General features: G+C 44.6%; 19 protein-coding genes. 1 reads left to right on the top strand and 18 read right to left on the bottom strand.

Annotation, left to right across the window (positions count from 1 at the left end; all coding sequences use genetic code 11):
• Positions 1–9: 9 nt before the first annotated feature.
• From DC094_RS12615 to DC094_RS12555, 13 genes are all read right to left on the bottom strand, one after another.
• Positions 10–903, bottom strand: a complete 894-nt coding sequence (locus tag DC094_RS12615) for a fructosamine kinase family protein (RefSeq protein WP_158527316.1) — start codon at positions 901–903, stop codon at positions 10–12.
• A 210-nt stretch (positions 904–1,113) separates the two neighbouring features.
• Entirely contained in the window at positions 1,114–1,653 is a 540-nt protein-coding gene (locus DC094_RS12610) for an RDD family protein (RefSeq protein ID WP_116687475.1), read from the bottom strand.
• 144 nt (positions 1,654–1,797) lie between these two features.
• Positions 1,798–2,628 (bottom strand): twin-arginine translocase subunit TatC, encoded by an 831-nt coding sequence (gene tatC / locus DC094_RS12605; RefSeq protein WP_116687474.1) that lies wholly within the window; start codon positions 2,626–2,628, stop codon positions 1,798–1,800.
• Positions 2,621–3,055: a Sec-independent protein translocase protein TatB gene (gene tatB, locus DC094_RS12600; RefSeq protein ID WP_116687473.1), complete on the bottom strand. Its 435-nt coding sequence runs from the start codon at positions 3,053–3,055 to the stop codon at positions 2,621–2,623. Before tatB ends, tatC begins: the two co-directional genes overlap by 8 nt.
• A gap of 6 nt (positions 3,056–3,061) precedes the next feature.
• Positions 3,062–3,298, bottom strand: a complete 237-nt coding sequence (gene tatA, locus DC094_RS12595; protein WP_116687472.1) for a twin-arginine translocase TatA/TatE family subunit — start codon at positions 3,296–3,298, stop codon at positions 3,062–3,064.
• A gap of 17 nt (positions 3,299–3,315) precedes the next feature.
• Positions 3,316–3,651, bottom strand: a complete 336-nt coding sequence (locus tag DC094_RS12590; protein WP_116687471.1) for a histidine triad nucleotide-binding protein — start codon at positions 3,649–3,651, stop codon at positions 3,316–3,318.
• A gap of 5 nt (positions 3,652–3,656) precedes the next feature.
• A complete protein-coding gene (locus DC094_RS12585; protein WP_116687470.1) occupies positions 3,657–3,980 on the bottom strand; it encodes a phosphoribosyl-ATP diphosphatase in 324 nt (107 codons plus the stop codon).
• Between the two features lie 60 nt (positions 3,981–4,040).
• Positions 4,041–4,439 carry a phosphoribosyl-AMP cyclohydrolase gene (gene hisI, locus DC094_RS12580; RefSeq protein ID WP_116687469.1) on the bottom strand — a complete coding sequence of 133 codons (399 nt, stop codon included), beginning with the start codon at positions 4,437–4,439 and terminating at the stop codon, positions 4,041–4,043.
• Between the two features lie 68 nt (positions 4,440–4,507).
• Positions 4,508–6,181 (bottom strand): ubiquinone biosynthesis regulatory protein kinase UbiB, encoded by a 1,674-nt coding sequence (gene ubiB / locus DC094_RS12575; RefSeq protein ID WP_116687468.1) that lies wholly within the window; start codon positions 6,179–6,181, stop codon positions 4,508–4,510.
• Positions 6,178–6,852, bottom strand: coding sequence for a ubiquinone biosynthesis accessory factor UbiJ (locus DC094_RS12570; protein ID WP_116687467.1), 675 nt, complete (start codon positions 6,850–6,852; stop codon positions 6,178–6,180). Before DC094_RS12570 ends, ubiB begins: the two co-directional genes overlap by 4 nt.
• A gap of 64 nt (positions 6,853–6,916) precedes the next feature.
• Positions 6,917–7,666, bottom strand: coding sequence for a bifunctional demethylmenaquinone methyltransferase/2-methoxy-6-polyprenyl-1,4-benzoquinol methylase UbiE (gene ubiE, locus DC094_RS12565; RefSeq protein ID WP_116687466.1), 750 nt, complete (start codon positions 7,664–7,666; stop codon positions 6,917–6,919).
• A 116-nt stretch (positions 7,667–7,782) separates the two neighbouring features.
• Complete coding sequence (locus DC094_RS12560) at positions 7,783–8,124, bottom strand: DUF1456 family protein (RefSeq protein ID WP_116687465.1); 342 nt, start codon at positions 8,122–8,124, stop codon at positions 7,783–7,785.
• 313 nt (positions 8,125–8,437) lie between these two features.
• Positions 8,438–8,767, bottom strand: a complete 330-nt coding sequence (locus DC094_RS12555; RefSeq protein ID WP_116687464.1) for a sensor histidine kinase — start codon at positions 8,765–8,767, stop codon at positions 8,438–8,440.
• A gap of 86 nt (positions 8,768–8,853) precedes the next feature.
• On the opposite strand from DC094_RS12555, the gene DC094_RS12550 reads away from it, so the two are divergent.
• On the top strand, positions 8,854–9,606 hold the full coding sequence (locus tag DC094_RS12550; protein ID WP_116687463.1) for a hypothetical protein: 753 nt from the start codon (positions 8,854–8,856) through the stop codon (positions 9,604–9,606).
• A 331-nt stretch (positions 9,607–9,937) separates the two neighbouring features.
• Here DC094_RS12550 and DC094_RS12545 read toward each other — a convergent pair whose 3' ends face one another.
• The 5 genes from DC094_RS12545 to DC094_RS12525 all read right to left on the bottom strand — a co-directional run bounded on the left by DC094_RS12545 (position 9,938) and on the right by DC094_RS12525 (position 13,687).
• Entirely contained in the window at positions 9,938–11,254 is a 1,317-nt protein-coding gene (locus DC094_RS12545) for a murein hydrolase activator EnvC family protein (RefSeq protein ID WP_116687462.1), read from the bottom strand.
• Between the two features lie 195 nt (positions 11,255–11,449).
• On the bottom strand, positions 11,450–12,457 hold the full coding sequence (locus DC094_RS12540; RefSeq protein WP_116687461.1) for an NAD(P)H-dependent glycerol-3-phosphate dehydrogenase: 1,008 nt from the start codon (positions 12,455–12,457) through the stop codon (positions 11,450–11,452).
• Positions 12,457–12,918 (bottom strand): protein-export chaperone SecB, encoded by a 462-nt coding sequence (gene secB / locus DC094_RS12535; RefSeq protein ID WP_116687460.1) that lies wholly within the window; start codon positions 12,916–12,918, stop codon positions 12,457–12,459. The genes DC094_RS12540 and secB overlap by 1 nt, the downstream gene beginning before the upstream one ends.
• A gap of 10 nt (positions 12,919–12,928) precedes the next feature.
• Positions 12,929–13,204, bottom strand: coding sequence for a glutaredoxin 3 (gene grxC, locus DC094_RS12530; protein WP_116687459.1), 276 nt, complete (start codon positions 13,202–13,204; stop codon positions 12,929–12,931).
• A gap of 42 nt (positions 13,205–13,246) precedes the next feature.
• Entirely contained in the window at positions 13,247–13,687 is a 441-nt protein-coding gene (locus DC094_RS12525; protein WP_116687458.1) for a rhodanese-like domain-containing protein, read from the bottom strand.
• Positions 13,688–13,805: the final 118 nt, after the last annotated feature.

The raw sequence follows: 13,805 nt of genomic DNA, 5'->3' as shown, positions 1-13,805 counted from the left end.
TATAAAGTATCAGGCGCTTTCTGTAGTTGCCAGTAATTGCTGCAAGGCTTTGTGAACATCTGCTTCCCAGTGACTACCAAATAGATTGAGGTGATTTAACAGGTGATAAAGGTTGTAGATTACTCGGCGGTTTTCCCAGCCGGCAGGTAATGGCCAGTCTTGCTGACAGCAGGAGAAAAATTGTGGTGAAAAACCACCAAATAAACTAGCCATTGCAAAGTCTGTTTCACGGTCACCGTAGTAGCAAGCTGGGTCATAAATCACCGGAGATTTATGACAAAAACCGACATTACCACTCCAGAAATCACCATGAACCAATGAAATATCTGGTTGATGATCAGATAATTTTTTTCGAACTTGATCGATGAGTAAATTGACCGAACCTAATACAAAATTATTTCTAGCAGCTTGCTCTAATTGAACGCCGATTCTTTGTTCAGCAAAAAAATCACACCAGCGAGTTTTAAAACCATTTTTCTGTAGGTTTTCACCCAGATAATTATCATCAGCCCAACCATAGGCTGGCTGTTGAGATGTATCATTTGCGACCGGGTATCGATGCAGTTCAGTGATTTTTTTTGCCAGTTGCTGCCAGTTACCTGCCGATTGAAAATCAAGCCATTCCACTAATAAAACAGCTTCATTGGAGGCTTCGCCACACCAGATAACTTCCGGTACTCGAATAGTTGAGGTTTGTTTTAATTGGCGAAGATTATTCGCTTCAGCAACCAACATCGGTTGTTTTTCGATGCAGGTGGTTTTTAACAAAAATCGTAGCTGACCCTTGCCGGTATGACCGATTAATTGCCGAGTTTGAGAGCCTGCACCTTGGTTGATGATGCCGGAGCTGAGCTCAATTGGCTCTTGGCGTGCTTGGCTAAGTATTTTGGCCAACTTTTTCAACAGGCTACACTGGACCATTTGCTACATCTACTGCATAACTAATTATAAGTAATTGATAAATAAACTATCAGTTTACGTCCAGTGATCTACTAGATGCAGCTCACAGTTTGCGTTAACAGCCGCTAAAGTTGTGATACCACACGCTCTAATTGTGTGCGCGAACTGCCTTTGTCAAAGCGGATAAGAGAGAAGGGAATCGCTGGTAAAAGCTTATTTTCTAACCACTAGCGTTTCTGCAACCTTGTCGTGCCAGCCTTGTTTTTTCTCATCGATAGCAATCCAGATAAAGCCCATAAATAACACCACCATCGATGGAAAATATCCGATATAGCGCATTAGCAGCTGAAATGGTTTGGCTTTGCCGCCATGTTGAGCATCGATGATTTTTAAGCCCAGCAGCATTTTTCCAGGAGTAGCTGAATAGAAAAACCAAAACAAAAGGGTGATGACCATTGGCAGTAAATATTCCACCAAAATACTGCTGAAACTAAAACTGATTGCAGCAATTTCAGCTTCTTGTCGGCCAACAATAGTAATTGAAAGCGGTGCTAGCAGCAGCAGCATTAATAAGCCATCAATGGCTGCTGCAACAAAACGTCGCCAGAAACCCGCATAACGAATGCCGCTGCTTTCAACGGTATCTAATGGCGCGGTTGGTGCTTGGTAAGGATTATCTGACTGAAAAGAGTGACCGGGAATTTTCTGGCTAGACATTTTATCTACAGAATTGGTTGATGGCGGCTTGTTCATAAAGCATTTCCTAATTGAGTCAGACACATTTGCAGCAGCGCCTGTTAAGAAAAGCTTATTCAGAAAGGGAAAGCTAGCGTCAAGAGCGCAAGCTGTGAGCCAGTCCGATAGAAAGTCATCGGACTGGCCCAAGGTAATAAGTTGTTATTTATCGGGGGAAATATCCTGGCCGATTTGAGGCTTGCCATCAGCAGTTAAAGCTTCTTGTTCTGCTGCTTTTTCGGCATCGACCGCTGAACGAGACTTTGGTTTAACCACACGAGCGAAGATTAATCCCATTTCAAATAACAGCCACATAGGAATCGCTAGTAATGATTGGGAAATAATATCAGGTGGTGTTAACAGCATGCCGATAACAAATGAGCCAACAATCACATAAGGACGTTTTTCAGCCAGCTGTTTAGGGGTCATAGCGCCAGTCCAGATCAGCAAAATAGCTGCGATCGGAATTTCAAACGCCATACCAAAAGCAAAAAACAGCTTGAGTACGAAATCTAGGTAGCTGGTGATATCGGTCATCACCTCTACACCTTCAGGCACCACGCCGGTAAAAAAGCCAAATATCAGTGGAAAAACCACGAAATAAGCAAAAGCGATGCCGAGATAAAACAGAAAACTGGATAGCACTACTAATGGAAATGCCAGTTTCTTTTCATGCTCATATAACCCCGGCGCCACAAAAGACCACATCTGATAAAGCAGATAAGGAATGGCGATAAAGATCGACAATACTAGGGTTAATTTGAAAGGCGCTAGAAACGGCGATGCAACCTGAGTTGCAATCATACTAGAGCCTTCAGGCAAGTGACGGGTTAAAGGCTCCGCCAACATGGAATAGAGGTCTTGCGAGAAATAGAACATGCAAGAAAACACCAGCACAATCGCAATAACCGCTTTAAGCAGGCGACTTCTTAGTTCAACCAAATGGCTAAACAAAGGCATAGTGGTGTGGTCGACTTTTGGTTTATCAGTCATTACGGCGTGAGTCTGTTTTGTCTGCGGCCGGTAGGTGATCCGGAGTTTCTACAGATTGAGACTGCTTGCGCAGTTCAGCACCGGCTTTCTGCAGATCGGAATGCTGCTGTTCTGGTACAGAATCCAGATCTCTAAATTGTTCAGAAACCTGGTCGGTAAAATGTTTTACCGGACGAGTTGCTTCTTCGAGATCTTTTTGGGTATCAGCCATCATTTGGCGAATGTCATCAACACCATTACTTTTAGCCATGACTTCGGCATTGCGCAGCTCACGATCTAGCTCACTTTTTAGCGCGCCAGTCGTACGTTTGACCTTGCCGATCACATTGCCAACTGCCCGGGCAAACGCAGGCAACCGCTCAGGACCCACCACAAGCAGACAAATAATCCCCAGTAGTGCCAGCTCCCAAAAGCCGATATCAAACATAGTTGATTAGCTCTTATTTTGAGATTCGGTTTTCTCGGTAGTGACTTTCTCACCATCGATAACTTCACCGCGTGTATCTTCCAAAGGTGCAGGCGCTTTTTCGGCGTCTTCATCTTTTACAGCAGTACGGAAGCTTTTCATTGCGCCGCCTAAATCACCGCCCAATGAACGTAAACGTTTGGTACCGAATAACAGAACCACGATGATTAGAATGATGACTAATTGCCAGACACTAATGCCCATAACTTACCCTTTTAGGTTCAAAATCCCGGAAGCGAACTGCCACCAAGAATGTGGAAATGAAGATGGAAAACAACTTGACCGGCACCGGCACCATTATTGGTTACTAGGCGGTAATCGCTCAGTCCTGCGGAGCGAGCGATATAAGGAATTTTCTGCATCATATGAGCGGTTAATAAGGTTTCTTCCTCATCAGCCAACTCGTTAAAGTTCTTTAGATGTTTCTTGGGGATCACCAGCAAATGAGTTTCTGCTTTCGGTGCAATGTCTTTGAATGCCAGCATCTGGTCGTCTTCGTAAACTTTGCTTGAAGGGATTTCTCCCTTGATGATCTTGCAAAAAATACAATCTTCCATCGAAATTACTTCTCCTGGCTACGTGCAGCCTTCTCATCGTGTCCAGATAAACCGAAGCGGCGATCTAGTTCGTTAAGAATCTGTTGAGGCTCAAGCCCCAGGTGACTGAGCATGACCATCGAATGAAACCACAGATCAGCTGTCTCGTAAATGACTTGATCAGTGTCACCATCTTTGGCCGCAATCACGGTTTCAAAAGCTTCTTCACCAACCTTTTCAAGGATTTTATTCAAACCCTTGTGGTGCAGACTAGCCACGTAAGATGACTCGGGATCTGCCTGCCTGCGCTGTGCCAAAATTTCGGTCAGCCGGGTTAATGTGTCGCTCATGATTGCTCCTGAAGTTTAGCCGAGGGCCTGATTCAGACCACCCATAAAACACGAATAGGGTTAGTTTCGATATATCTCTTCGGGGGGAGTTAGCACCGGATCTGCATCTGTCCACCCGGTGGGGTCAAGCCGTTTGTAAAAACAGCTACGTCTTCCAGTGTGACAGGCAATATCTCCAAGCTGCTCAACTCGATAGAGCAATGAATCACCATCACAGTCGAGACGGATTTCATGCAATTTTTGCACGTGACCAGAAGACTCACCTTTACGCCATAATTTATTACGCGAACGTGACCAATAAACTGCTCGGCCTTCTTCTGCGCTAAGTTGCAATGCCTGACGATTAACCCAAGCCTGCATCAGAATTTCGTTGGTTTTATGGTCAACGGCAATCGCTGCGACCAAACCATCAGCATTCCACTTCAACTGATCTAGCCAGTGGTCATTTTCAATTTGCATTTGCCTGTACACCTTTTCTAGCAAGCCGATCGAGCGGGCAAAATATCATATTTACAAAGGCTTGTGATTTATTGTTTTATTGCCAATTTTCTTGGCCAAGCCAGCAGCAGAGATAAGCTACCTAAGCCAGATAAAAACAAACTGCTTGAGGATACAGTCGCCAATGAAAGCTGATTAAAATCTTCTACTTGCATGCCCGCTAACACCAATAACAAAGCGCCCAATGCAGTAAACCAAATGCTGCGAGCTTGTTGTCGTTGGCTGTGGGCAATTTGCGCCAGCATTTGTGCTTGCTGCTGGGACTGCTCTCGACCATCTCGCTGTTGTTGCAAGCCTTCATGAATCAGACGAGGTAATTCTGGCAAGGTTTCTAGCCAATAGGGTGCGTTTTTCTTAACGTCATTCCATAGGGCTTTTGGCCCAACCTGGGTTTTCATCCAATCCTTTAAAAACGGTTTGGCGGTGGCCCATAAATCAAGTTCTGGATAAAGCTGACGGCCGAGGCCTTCCACGTTAAGTAGGGTTTTTTGCAGCAGTACCAATTGAGGTTGCACTTCCATATTGAAACGGCGAGCAGTTTGAAACAGTCGCAGCAAGAAGTGACCGAAAGAAATTTCGCTAAGTGGCCGTTCAAAAATCGGTTCGCAAACAGTGCGAATGGCCGATTCAAAATCTTCCACTGAAGTATCGCGAGGTACCCAGCCAGACTCAACATGTAGCTCGGCAACCCGGTGATAATCTCGATCGAAGAAGGCTAAAAAGTTATCGGCTAAATAGCGCTGGTCATGCTGATTCAGCGTGCCGACTATGCCGCAATCAATCGCGATCCAAGTAGGATCTTCCGGGTGGGTAATATCAACAAAAATATTGCCCGGGTGCATATCGGCATGGAAGAAACAGTCGCGAAATACCTGGCCAAAAAACACCTGAACTGCTTTTTCAGACAGGATTTTCATATCGACGCCCAAGTCACGCAGCTTGTCGATATTGTCCGGCACCACGCCGTAAACTCGCTCCATTACCATCACATTGGTATGGCAGTAATCCCAATAAACTTTGGGAACATAAATCAAACCGGTATCGATGGTATTGCGGCGCATTTGTGAAGCATTGGCAGCTTCGCGCTGTAAATCCAATTCATCGTGAATCGTTTTATCGTAATCGCGAATCACTTCCAGTGGCCGTAAACGCTTGCCATCAGGAATGAAACGTTCGACCAGCCAAGCAAAGGCATACATCAGCTGCAAGTCGTGCTCGATCACCGGCAGAATGTCTGGACGCAGCACTTTTATGACGACTTCATCACCGTTGTGCAAGGTTGCCGCATGTACTTGAGCAACCGAAGCAGAACCGAGCGGTTCGGCAATAAAGTCACTAAACACTTCGGCCATCGGTTTGCCAATGGCTTTTTCGATAATCTGCCGAGAGTGTGCTTTATCAAATGGCGGCACTTGGTCTTGAAGACGAGCCAATTCTTCGGCGACATCGATCGGCAATAAATCACGCCGAGTCGATAATATCTGGCCAAATTTAATAAAGATCGGCCCTAATTCTTCCAGTGCCAAACGAATATGTTTGCCACGAGATTGCTTAGGATGACGAAACCAGTGCCAAGGTAAAAGCCAAAACAGCCATAAAAAATGTTTGAAGCTGCTATTAGCCAAAAGAATTTCATGAATACGATGGCGAATTAACGTGCGGCTGATGGCAAATAGTCTCAGCAGCTGGTAAATGGGCTTCACTCGCCATTACTCCCGGGCGTTTGATGGGGTTCGATAGATGATTGATTATTTTTAAGGCGAGCGACCTGCTGTTGCAGCAACTGCATTCTGGCCGCTGAGCGCTCCACATCATCGCGGATTTCATCGACTCGGGCAAAGAAATCACGCATTTCATTGCCCGCAGGAAGATCACGGCTTTCTTCTTGCAAATATTCTACCAAGCTGCTGGTTAAACTTTGCTTGCTGTGGCCGAGCCAGCCAAACAATTTACTGCTGCCAGAAAATAGCCAACGAGCAGCAATATCGCCAGTGAACTGAGCAATCCAGTCTTCCCAGTCGATATTCAGTTGTTTAGGCAATTTGCTAAAGCGGCTAACCAATCGTGAATCACCAGTCAGTTCTAGATCGCCATTCGAAAATGCCTTGGCTGGATCGTCGCTGAGTGATGCCCGCACGAATGCCTGTGCTGAGCCACTTAACGTGGCATTAACCACCAGTTGCTCGTCAGGAATTGCTAGTTTAATTGTCGAATGGCCGAAGTGAAGCCGCAGCGCAACCGATGGTGCGCTAATCAGAAGGTCGAGCGATTGACCAGCCAAAGGTGCTAACAAGGCATCTGGCTGATTAGCACGAGCAAGTGTTTGATCCAGTAGTGACTGCAGCAATGGCAGTTGTGCTGGTTTAAACGTCATATTCGCCTCAGCAAGAAAGCTGCGGGAGCTTTTTGCTCCCGCCCTGGCTTATTTTTAGTTTGTTCTAGAATTTAAAACCCTTATGCAGGGCAACAATGCCACCGGTCATATTGGTGTAATTGCAGTTATCCAGCCCGGCCGTTTCCATCATGCCCTTGAGTGTTTCCTGGTCAGGGTGCATGCGGATTGACTCGGCAAGATACTTATAGCTCTCACTGTCATTCACAATCAATTTGCCCATTAACGGCAATAAAGTGAATGAGTAAACATCGTAAAGTGTGGAGAGGCTTTTATGCACCGGCTTGGAGAATTCCAATACCAGCAAGCGTCCGCCCGGCTTAAGTACGCGAGCCATCGATTCCAGTGCTTTTTGCTTGTCAGTGACATTACGCAGGCCAAAAGCAATTGTGATGCAGTCAAAGTAGTTATCGGGAAATGGCAGTGATTCGGCGTTAGCCTGAACATATTCAACATTGCCCAAAATGCCCATATCCGCCAGCTTGCTGCGACCTACTTTGAGCATTGAATCGTTGATGTCGGATAAAACGACCTGACCGGTTTCGCCCACTTTACGAGAAAAAGCAGCGGCTAAATCACCGGTACCGCCCGCAAGGTCCAGCACACGCTGGCCACTGCGAACTGCGGCAGATTCAATCGTCATTTTTTTCCAAATACGATGAACACCCAACGACATCAGGTCGTTCATCACATCATATTTTGCAGCAACCGAATGAAAGACTTCAGCTACTTTGCTAGCTTTTTCATCAGTTGCGACGGTCTTATAACCAAAATGTGTTGTTGGATCTGCGCTCATCTTATTCTTGCTACCGATTATTCTTGCGTTGCTGATTCTAAGGAGCTTTGTTTTTCAGGCCAAGCCTGAAGAGGAATATTCCTCGATTACTGGTGGCTTCTTATAGAAAGAAGACTTTATTCACCAGTGGCTGGCGTTGCTTCAGCCGAAAGCTCCCCACCTGAATTTCTTTCATTTCGTTTTTGTTCGATTAACTGATCCAGATATTGTTCACACTCATCACTGGGGATCGACAGAATATGCTGATGGTCTTCACCATCCAGCGCCAAGCTGGTCAGCAGCGCTCGCAAATGATCGATGTTGATCTTCTTTGCGCCCGGCTTGTCCTTGGCGCCCAATGCTGCACGCACCCAACTAGATGACACTTGCATACCGCCGCGGCCGATGTGCTGGGCAATAGCAGGTGGATTAAGTCGGAAAGCGACATTGAGCTTTTTCAGGATCTTGTTGAAGTTCATAAGTGTTGTGGTGCCTGGTTAATATCTTTTAAGAAAATTCGAAAATGAGTTTATGCGCAAAGGAACATTCCTGCTACTGATCACATACTACGCAGATCACGAAATGCCCGGTGGTTATTTGATCCAAACCACTGGTTGCAGCGGATTTCTGTGCAGTAGAGACAAACTCAGGTTGGGGATTCTACCAGTTTGTGACAAGTGAGAAAGGGCTATATCTGGGGCGAGCGAAATCAGCTTCTTGCTACCAGAAAGAAAACCTGTAAAAGGAATGGTTTAAAGAACTATCTCTCAATGCAGTATTTGACGTGATGAGTTAGCGATTGTTTGGAAAACTAATGCCGACAATCAATCCAGGCTTGGCATCACCCAAAGTAATTTTTGCTGAATGCTGGTCGCAAATTGCTTTGACTAGTGCCAGTCCCAAGTCATTCCCCGCTGCAGAACGAGATCGATTTAATTGAGTAAACGGCTTTAGAATATTGCCCCATTCTGATACTGGAATTCCCGGGCCATTATCCTGAATTATCAATACGACTTGTCCATTATTGTTACTGGTTGAAATATGAATTTCACTTGCAAGCGGGCAGTGATGTAGTTGCTGCAGGCTTTCAGAACAAGCAGAGAAATTTGAAGCTGAGTTCACAGAAAATCACGTGGTGAGTGGCTTCTCTTCAATAGGTGATGCCATACTCTCAACGAACATTTTTTTGATAATGCGAGAAAAGTGAAATGGATTCTATAGATAAGGATATGCGTGATGCTTACCAAACTCTTAATTTGAATGGCATTAGTAAAGTAGAAGAGTTCAATGCAGCGACTTATGAAATAGGTGGATTATTTTATAAAAAAATAGGGCTCTGTATGATCTGGTTGGCAAATATTTTAGACAATGAACATTATAATTGCATGGAACTTAAAGAGTATTTTACCAAACAAGATAAAAAAGAACAGCTGTTTTATATAAACCAATGGATGGCAATTCTAATGACAGAAAAAAAATATCTAATTAGAGAAAGCCTTGGCTCGAATAATAAGGATTTAATCAAAGATATCGAAGCCAATAAATTTGACGCAGATAGCCCACCTAAGTGTGCTGATCTGATAGATTGTATGAGTGAGAGCATTATTTCCAGTCTTCTAGATAATGTCGCACTTCCTGCTCACGAAAAAGGTTTCGTAATGAGAATAAATAGTAAAGATAATACGATCAGTGTTTGCTTTGCTATTTTTCAAGATCTTTCAAAAAATAGACTTCTTGTTTTTAATCCTTTGATAGGCGTGTTTTCATTTCTTAATTCAGGTTTGGATCGAGCAGCTATTCTAATAGATAGTATTTTAAAAATTAAATATAGAATCAAAACGGGTTCAATTAGTTGTCGGAGTGTATTGTCATTATCACCGAGAGTGTTGGTGAAGCAACAAGGTGGAGCATCATCTGTTTCTCCACCAATCATCAAAAAAACAACTCGATATGGGGGGTGATATTATTTAATCTCTTTGGGTCTAATTCCCCGCCGCTTGCGGCGTAGTAAATTAAACCTGTAATTGAAATACCCCGCTCCGCAAGAGGCGAGCCTTAAGGCGAGAGGGCTTGCTCCGGGGATGTTTATTCTATGGATTCAATTCTTCACTGTTAGTGACATGGAGGATAAAAAAATTGCTTAGTAAAAAATATCATCGATTTTCAAGAGATTACGAATGCTTGTTATTTCTTTTTTTGAGAAGTGTTTGGCACCAAAATCATTACATTTTTATGTGAAATTACTTCAGTATTTTTTTCTAGTTACTAAATTTTTATTGTGAACAAAACGACCTATCTCACCCAACCTACCGGGTTAAACGGTTTGCCATTTTTACGCATTTCAAAATAGAGTGCGTTGCGTTTTTGCCCGCCACTTTGGCCAACGGTAGCCAGAACATCTCTAGCATTAACCCAATCGCCGACTTCTTTATTTAACGACTGATTGTAGCCGTAAAGGGTCATGTAGCCGTCGCCGTGATCAAGAATCAGTAGTAAGCCAAAGCCACGCAACCAATCAGCAAAAACTACTCTGCCATGGGATATTGCTCGGACATTGCGCCCAGCATTGGCGGCAATACGAATGCCTTTCCAGCGTAGCTGACCCTTTTCACGCCAGCTATTGTAGTTATTCAGACGATTACCACTAACTGGCCATTTCATTTTTCCTTTTAGTTTTCTAAAAGGTTTTTTATTAATTTGTTGGTTTAATTCATGCCAACTGATTTGTAATGTATCGATCAGTTTTTGCAATGCTTTCTGGTCAGTCTGCTTTTGTGACAAGTGAGATTTCTGACTCTTCAGCTGCTTGTTCAGCTTGGCCAGTAGTGTTTTTCTTTGCTTGGCTTGCTGGTCGAGTTGTTGTTTATCACTGGACTGTTGCTGGCGCAGTTGACGTAAGTTCAGTTGTTTTTCGGCCAATAAAGTTTCTGTTTGCTTGAGCTTTTTCTGTGATTGCTGTAAATCGGCAATCGCTTTTACTCGGGCTTTATTGAAATAGTCATACCACACCAGCATTCGACCAACTTTTTGCGGGTCTTGCTGATTCAGCATTAATTTGAGTTGTTCCTGGCTGCCGTTTTGCCAAGCCGATTCTAACTGTTGCGCTAACTGCTGTTTTTGCTGGCTAACCTTGCCCTGCATTTGGTTGCGCTGGCTGCGCAATTGTTTGATTTGCTTATCTGAGTCTTTAAGTTGGAGGTTCAACTTATCCAATTGACGGCTTAATTTGGCAATTTGGATTTCGTTTTGTTGAAGCGATCGTTGTTCACCGCGATATTGCTGGCGAGTTTCTTTTAGCTTTTTTTTCAGCTGATTGATTTGCCGCTTCAGTTGCTCTAATTGTTGTTTTTTACCATCACTTGAACTGTTTTGGCTGGATTGATTGGTTGCAGCGTAAGTCGATTGAGAATAACTGGCAGCAGAAACTACTAGAAATAGGCAGCAGATAATGGTCAGTAAGGATTGTCTGAATTGCTCGGGTAGATGAGCTAACTTACCCAACCAAGAAAAACCAGAATAACGAGATACTTGTGAAGTAGCTCGGCCGCTCAGGTTGCTTAGTTCTACTAGTGATCGATCTGCTTGTGATGGTTCTGATTGAAAAGTCACCGATAATTCCCGAATCTAGGCGAGAAGAGATTACCTTGGCCTGATTCATCGCCAATTGATAATTCAATCTAGAAAGTTGCTCAGTAAGATTGACTAGGTTGCCATCAAGCCAAAGCGCAATGCAACTAGATACGCTTTGTTATTGACAAGCAGCGTTGTTTTTTATGTCTTATGTCTAAACCAGCTTAGATCGGTTTATTCGACTTTTGGTGAGCGAGCCAGCAATTTGGCAACACAGTCTTTAGGATCGGCACCTTGGTGTAATACTTGAAACACCTGCTCAGTGATGGGCATTTCGACACCTAACTGATCAGCGATTAACTTCACTTCAGCGGCGTTCTTTGCCCCTTCAACTACCTGACCAATTTGTGCTTCAGCAATATCAGCAGGCACGCCTTGCCCCAGTGCTAAACCAAAACGACGGTTGCGTGATTGGTTGTCGGTACAAGTCAGCATTAAATCGCCGATACCGGCTAGGCCATCGAAGGTATCCCGGTGAGCACCTAATGCCATGCCGAGCCGAGTCATTTCTGCCAAGCCGCGAGTAATTAACGCAGTTCGAGCATTGGCACCGTAATTCAGACCGTCACAAATACCGGTGGCAATGGCTAAAACGTTTTTAACCGAGCCGCCAATTTGAACGCCGGTCATATCGTCATTGCGATAAAGACGGAAGCTTGAGCTGTGAAAATACTCGATGACCTTATTGGCATAATCTTCATTATTGGCTGCTACAACAATGGCGGTTGGCAGGCCAACGGCAATTTCTGCTGCGAAGGTTGGGCCGGAAAGTACTGCACATTCGCAATCGCCTAATTCTTCCTTCACCACTTGGTCAAGCAATTTACCGGTTTCACCGTCAAGGCCTTTAGTGGCCCAGATTAAGCGAATCGATTGCTTAGGATCTTGTGGTAAATGGGGGCGAAGCTGTTTTAACAAGCTTCTAAAACTATGCGAAGGCACAGCTACCAGAATATCTCTGGCACCTGTGACTGCCTTCGCTAGATCAGACAGGGCTTCGATTCCGTCGGGCAATTCAATTTCAGGCAAGAAATCGTCGTTACGACCAGTTTGCTGAATTTGCTCCATCCGCTGGGCGTTTCTGCCCCATAGCTTTACTGGATAGCCGTTTCTCGCCAGCACGCATGCTAGTGAGGTTCCAAATGAACCGGCACCCAGTACCGGAATCGCCTGTCTAGTCATTAGTTTTTGGTCGCTGCTTCAGCTTGTTCCTGCTGACGCTGCATGTGCTGCATGTATAACGCGTCAAAGTTTACTGGAGCCAGCAACAATTGAGGGAAGCCGCCACGAGTAACAACATCAGAGATGGTTTCACGAGCGTAAGGGAAGATGATGTTAGGGCAGAATGCACCCAGCATGTGACTCAGTTGTTCTTCAGGCACGTTGTCGATACCAAATTCGCCAGCTTGCTGAACTTCAACCAAGAATGCAGTTTCTTCACCAACTTTAACCGTAACCGTCAGGTGCAGAATGACTTCATGTACCTTGTCACTTACCTTGCGGCTTTTGGTGTTCAGGTCCAGATTGATTTCTGGCTTCCAATCTTCAGGAGCAAAGCTGGATGGTGAACGAGGCGCTTCAAAAGACATGTCTTTTAAGTAGATGCGCTGGATGTTGAATTCTGCTTGTACTTCTTCAGCCATGATAGGTTCCTTAGACTTCTGATTCTGACTCGAGCAGTTGATCTAGTTGACCAGATTGTTCAAGTGCATAAATGTCAGTAAATCCGCCACAGGGGCGGTCATTAATAAAAACTTGCGGTACCGTAGTGCCGCCATTGGCTAGTCGGGTCATTGTTGCCCGCAATTCGGGGTTACCGGTTACGTCGATGGTTTGAAAATCGACGCCCTTATCGGATAACAGCTGCTTCGCCATCATGCAGTAAGGGCAGGTTTGGGTCAGATAGACCTCGACCTTTGCTTGAGCCATAACATTTCCCCCAGACCAAATCTTTTAATCAGCTGTGCTGAATTATTTGCTTCGCTTCAATGGCAATTTAGCTTGCTGCCAAGCATTAATACCGCCTTTGAGGATATGAAGATCTTCAAAGCCTGCTTTTTTCAGCTTGCCGCCGATTGATGAAGCATGTTGCCCGAGGTCACATACCAGAACAAGTGACTTGCCCTTGTATTGATTCAGTAGCGTCATATCTTTGGTTAGTTGGCTACGAGGCTGATTTTTGGAACCAACAATCGAGCCTTTTTTGAACTCGGCTGCTTCACGAATATCGATAACTTGCGCATCTTCACTGTTTACCAGTGAAACCAGCTGATGTACGTCGACTCGTTTCACGCCATTCAAAGCGCCCATTGCATAGGTGCCGATTAACAAAATACCTAGGGTAACCCAGGCAGTAACCATCAAGGCGTTGCTTGATGCAAATTCAATAATTTGGTTCAGATCCAGATCCATTCAGCTACCATTTAGCGGGTCACGATACAGCGCGGCAGTATATACCCAAACCGCTTCAAAATGCAGGACTCAGCCGGAGTTAGCAGCGTTTTAAGCAAGACATTGATTACAGTTAATT

Origin of the sequence: Pelagibaculum spongiae, assembly GCF_003097315.1 — a bacterium.
In the GTDB taxonomy this organism is placed as follows: Bacteria; Pseudomonadota; Gammaproteobacteria; order Enterobacterales; family Pelagibaculaceae; genus Pelagibaculum; species Pelagibaculum spongiae.
Note: the sequence above shows the minus strand (reverse complement) of the source record. Positions and strands in the feature narration are given on the sequence as shown.

Bases quoted from the DNA above. Each gene is read 5' to 3' on its own strand.
- DC094_RS12550 (WP_116687463.1), top strand. From the start codon at position 8,854: ATGGATTCTATAGATAAGGATATGCGTGATGCTTACCAAACTCTTAAT.
- DC094_RS12590 (WP_116687471.1), bottom strand. From the start codon at position 3,651: ATGGAAGATTGTATTTTTTGCAAGATCATCAAGGGAGAAATCCCTTCA.
- DC094_RS12560 (WP_116687465.1), bottom strand. From the start codon at position 8,124: ATGAACTTCAACAAGATCCTGAAAAAGCTCAATGTCGCTTTCCGACTT.
- ubiE (WP_116687466.1), bottom strand. From the start codon at position 7,666: ATGAGCGCAGATCCAACAACACATTTTGGTTATAAGACCGTCGCAACT.
- grxC (WP_116687459.1), bottom strand. From the start codon at position 13,204: ATGGCTCAAGCAAAGGTCGAGGTCTATCTGACCCAAACCTGCCCTTAC.
- DC094_RS12525 (WP_116687458.1), bottom strand. From the start codon at position 13,687: ATGGATCTGGATCTGAACCAAATTATTGAATTTGCATCAAGCAACGCC.
- DC094_RS12570 (WP_116687467.1), bottom strand. From the start codon at position 6,852: ATGACGTTTAAACCAGCACAACTGCCATTGCTGCAGTCACTACTGGAT.
- secB (WP_116687460.1), bottom strand. From the start codon at position 12,918: ATGGCTGAAGAAGTACAAGCAGAATTCAACATCCAGCGCATCTACTTA.
- tatB (WP_116687473.1), bottom strand. From the start codon at position 3,055: ATGTTTGATATCGGCTTTTGGGAGCTGGCACTACTGGGGATTATTTGT.
- DC094_RS12540 (WP_116687461.1), bottom strand. From the start codon at position 12,457: ATGACTAGACAGGCGATTCCGGTACTGGGTGCCGGTTCATTTGGAACC.
- DC094_RS12610 (WP_116687475.1), bottom strand. From the start codon at position 1,653: ATGAACAAGCCGCCATCAACCAATTCTGTAGATAAAATGTCTAGCCAG.
- DC094_RS12585 (WP_116687470.1), bottom strand. From the start codon at position 3,980: ATGAGCGACACATTAACCCGGCTGACCGAAATTTTGGCACAGCGCAGG.
- tatA (WP_116687472.1), bottom strand. From the start codon at position 3,298: ATGGGCATTAGTGTCTGGCAATTAGTCATCATTCTAATCATCGTGGTT.
- tatC (WP_116687474.1), bottom strand. From the start codon at position 2,628: ATGACTGATAAACCAAAAGTCGACCACACCACTATGCCTTTGTTTAGC.
- hisI (WP_116687469.1), bottom strand. From the start codon at position 4,439: ATGCAAATTGAAAATGACCACTGGCTAGATCAGTTGAAGTGGAATGCT.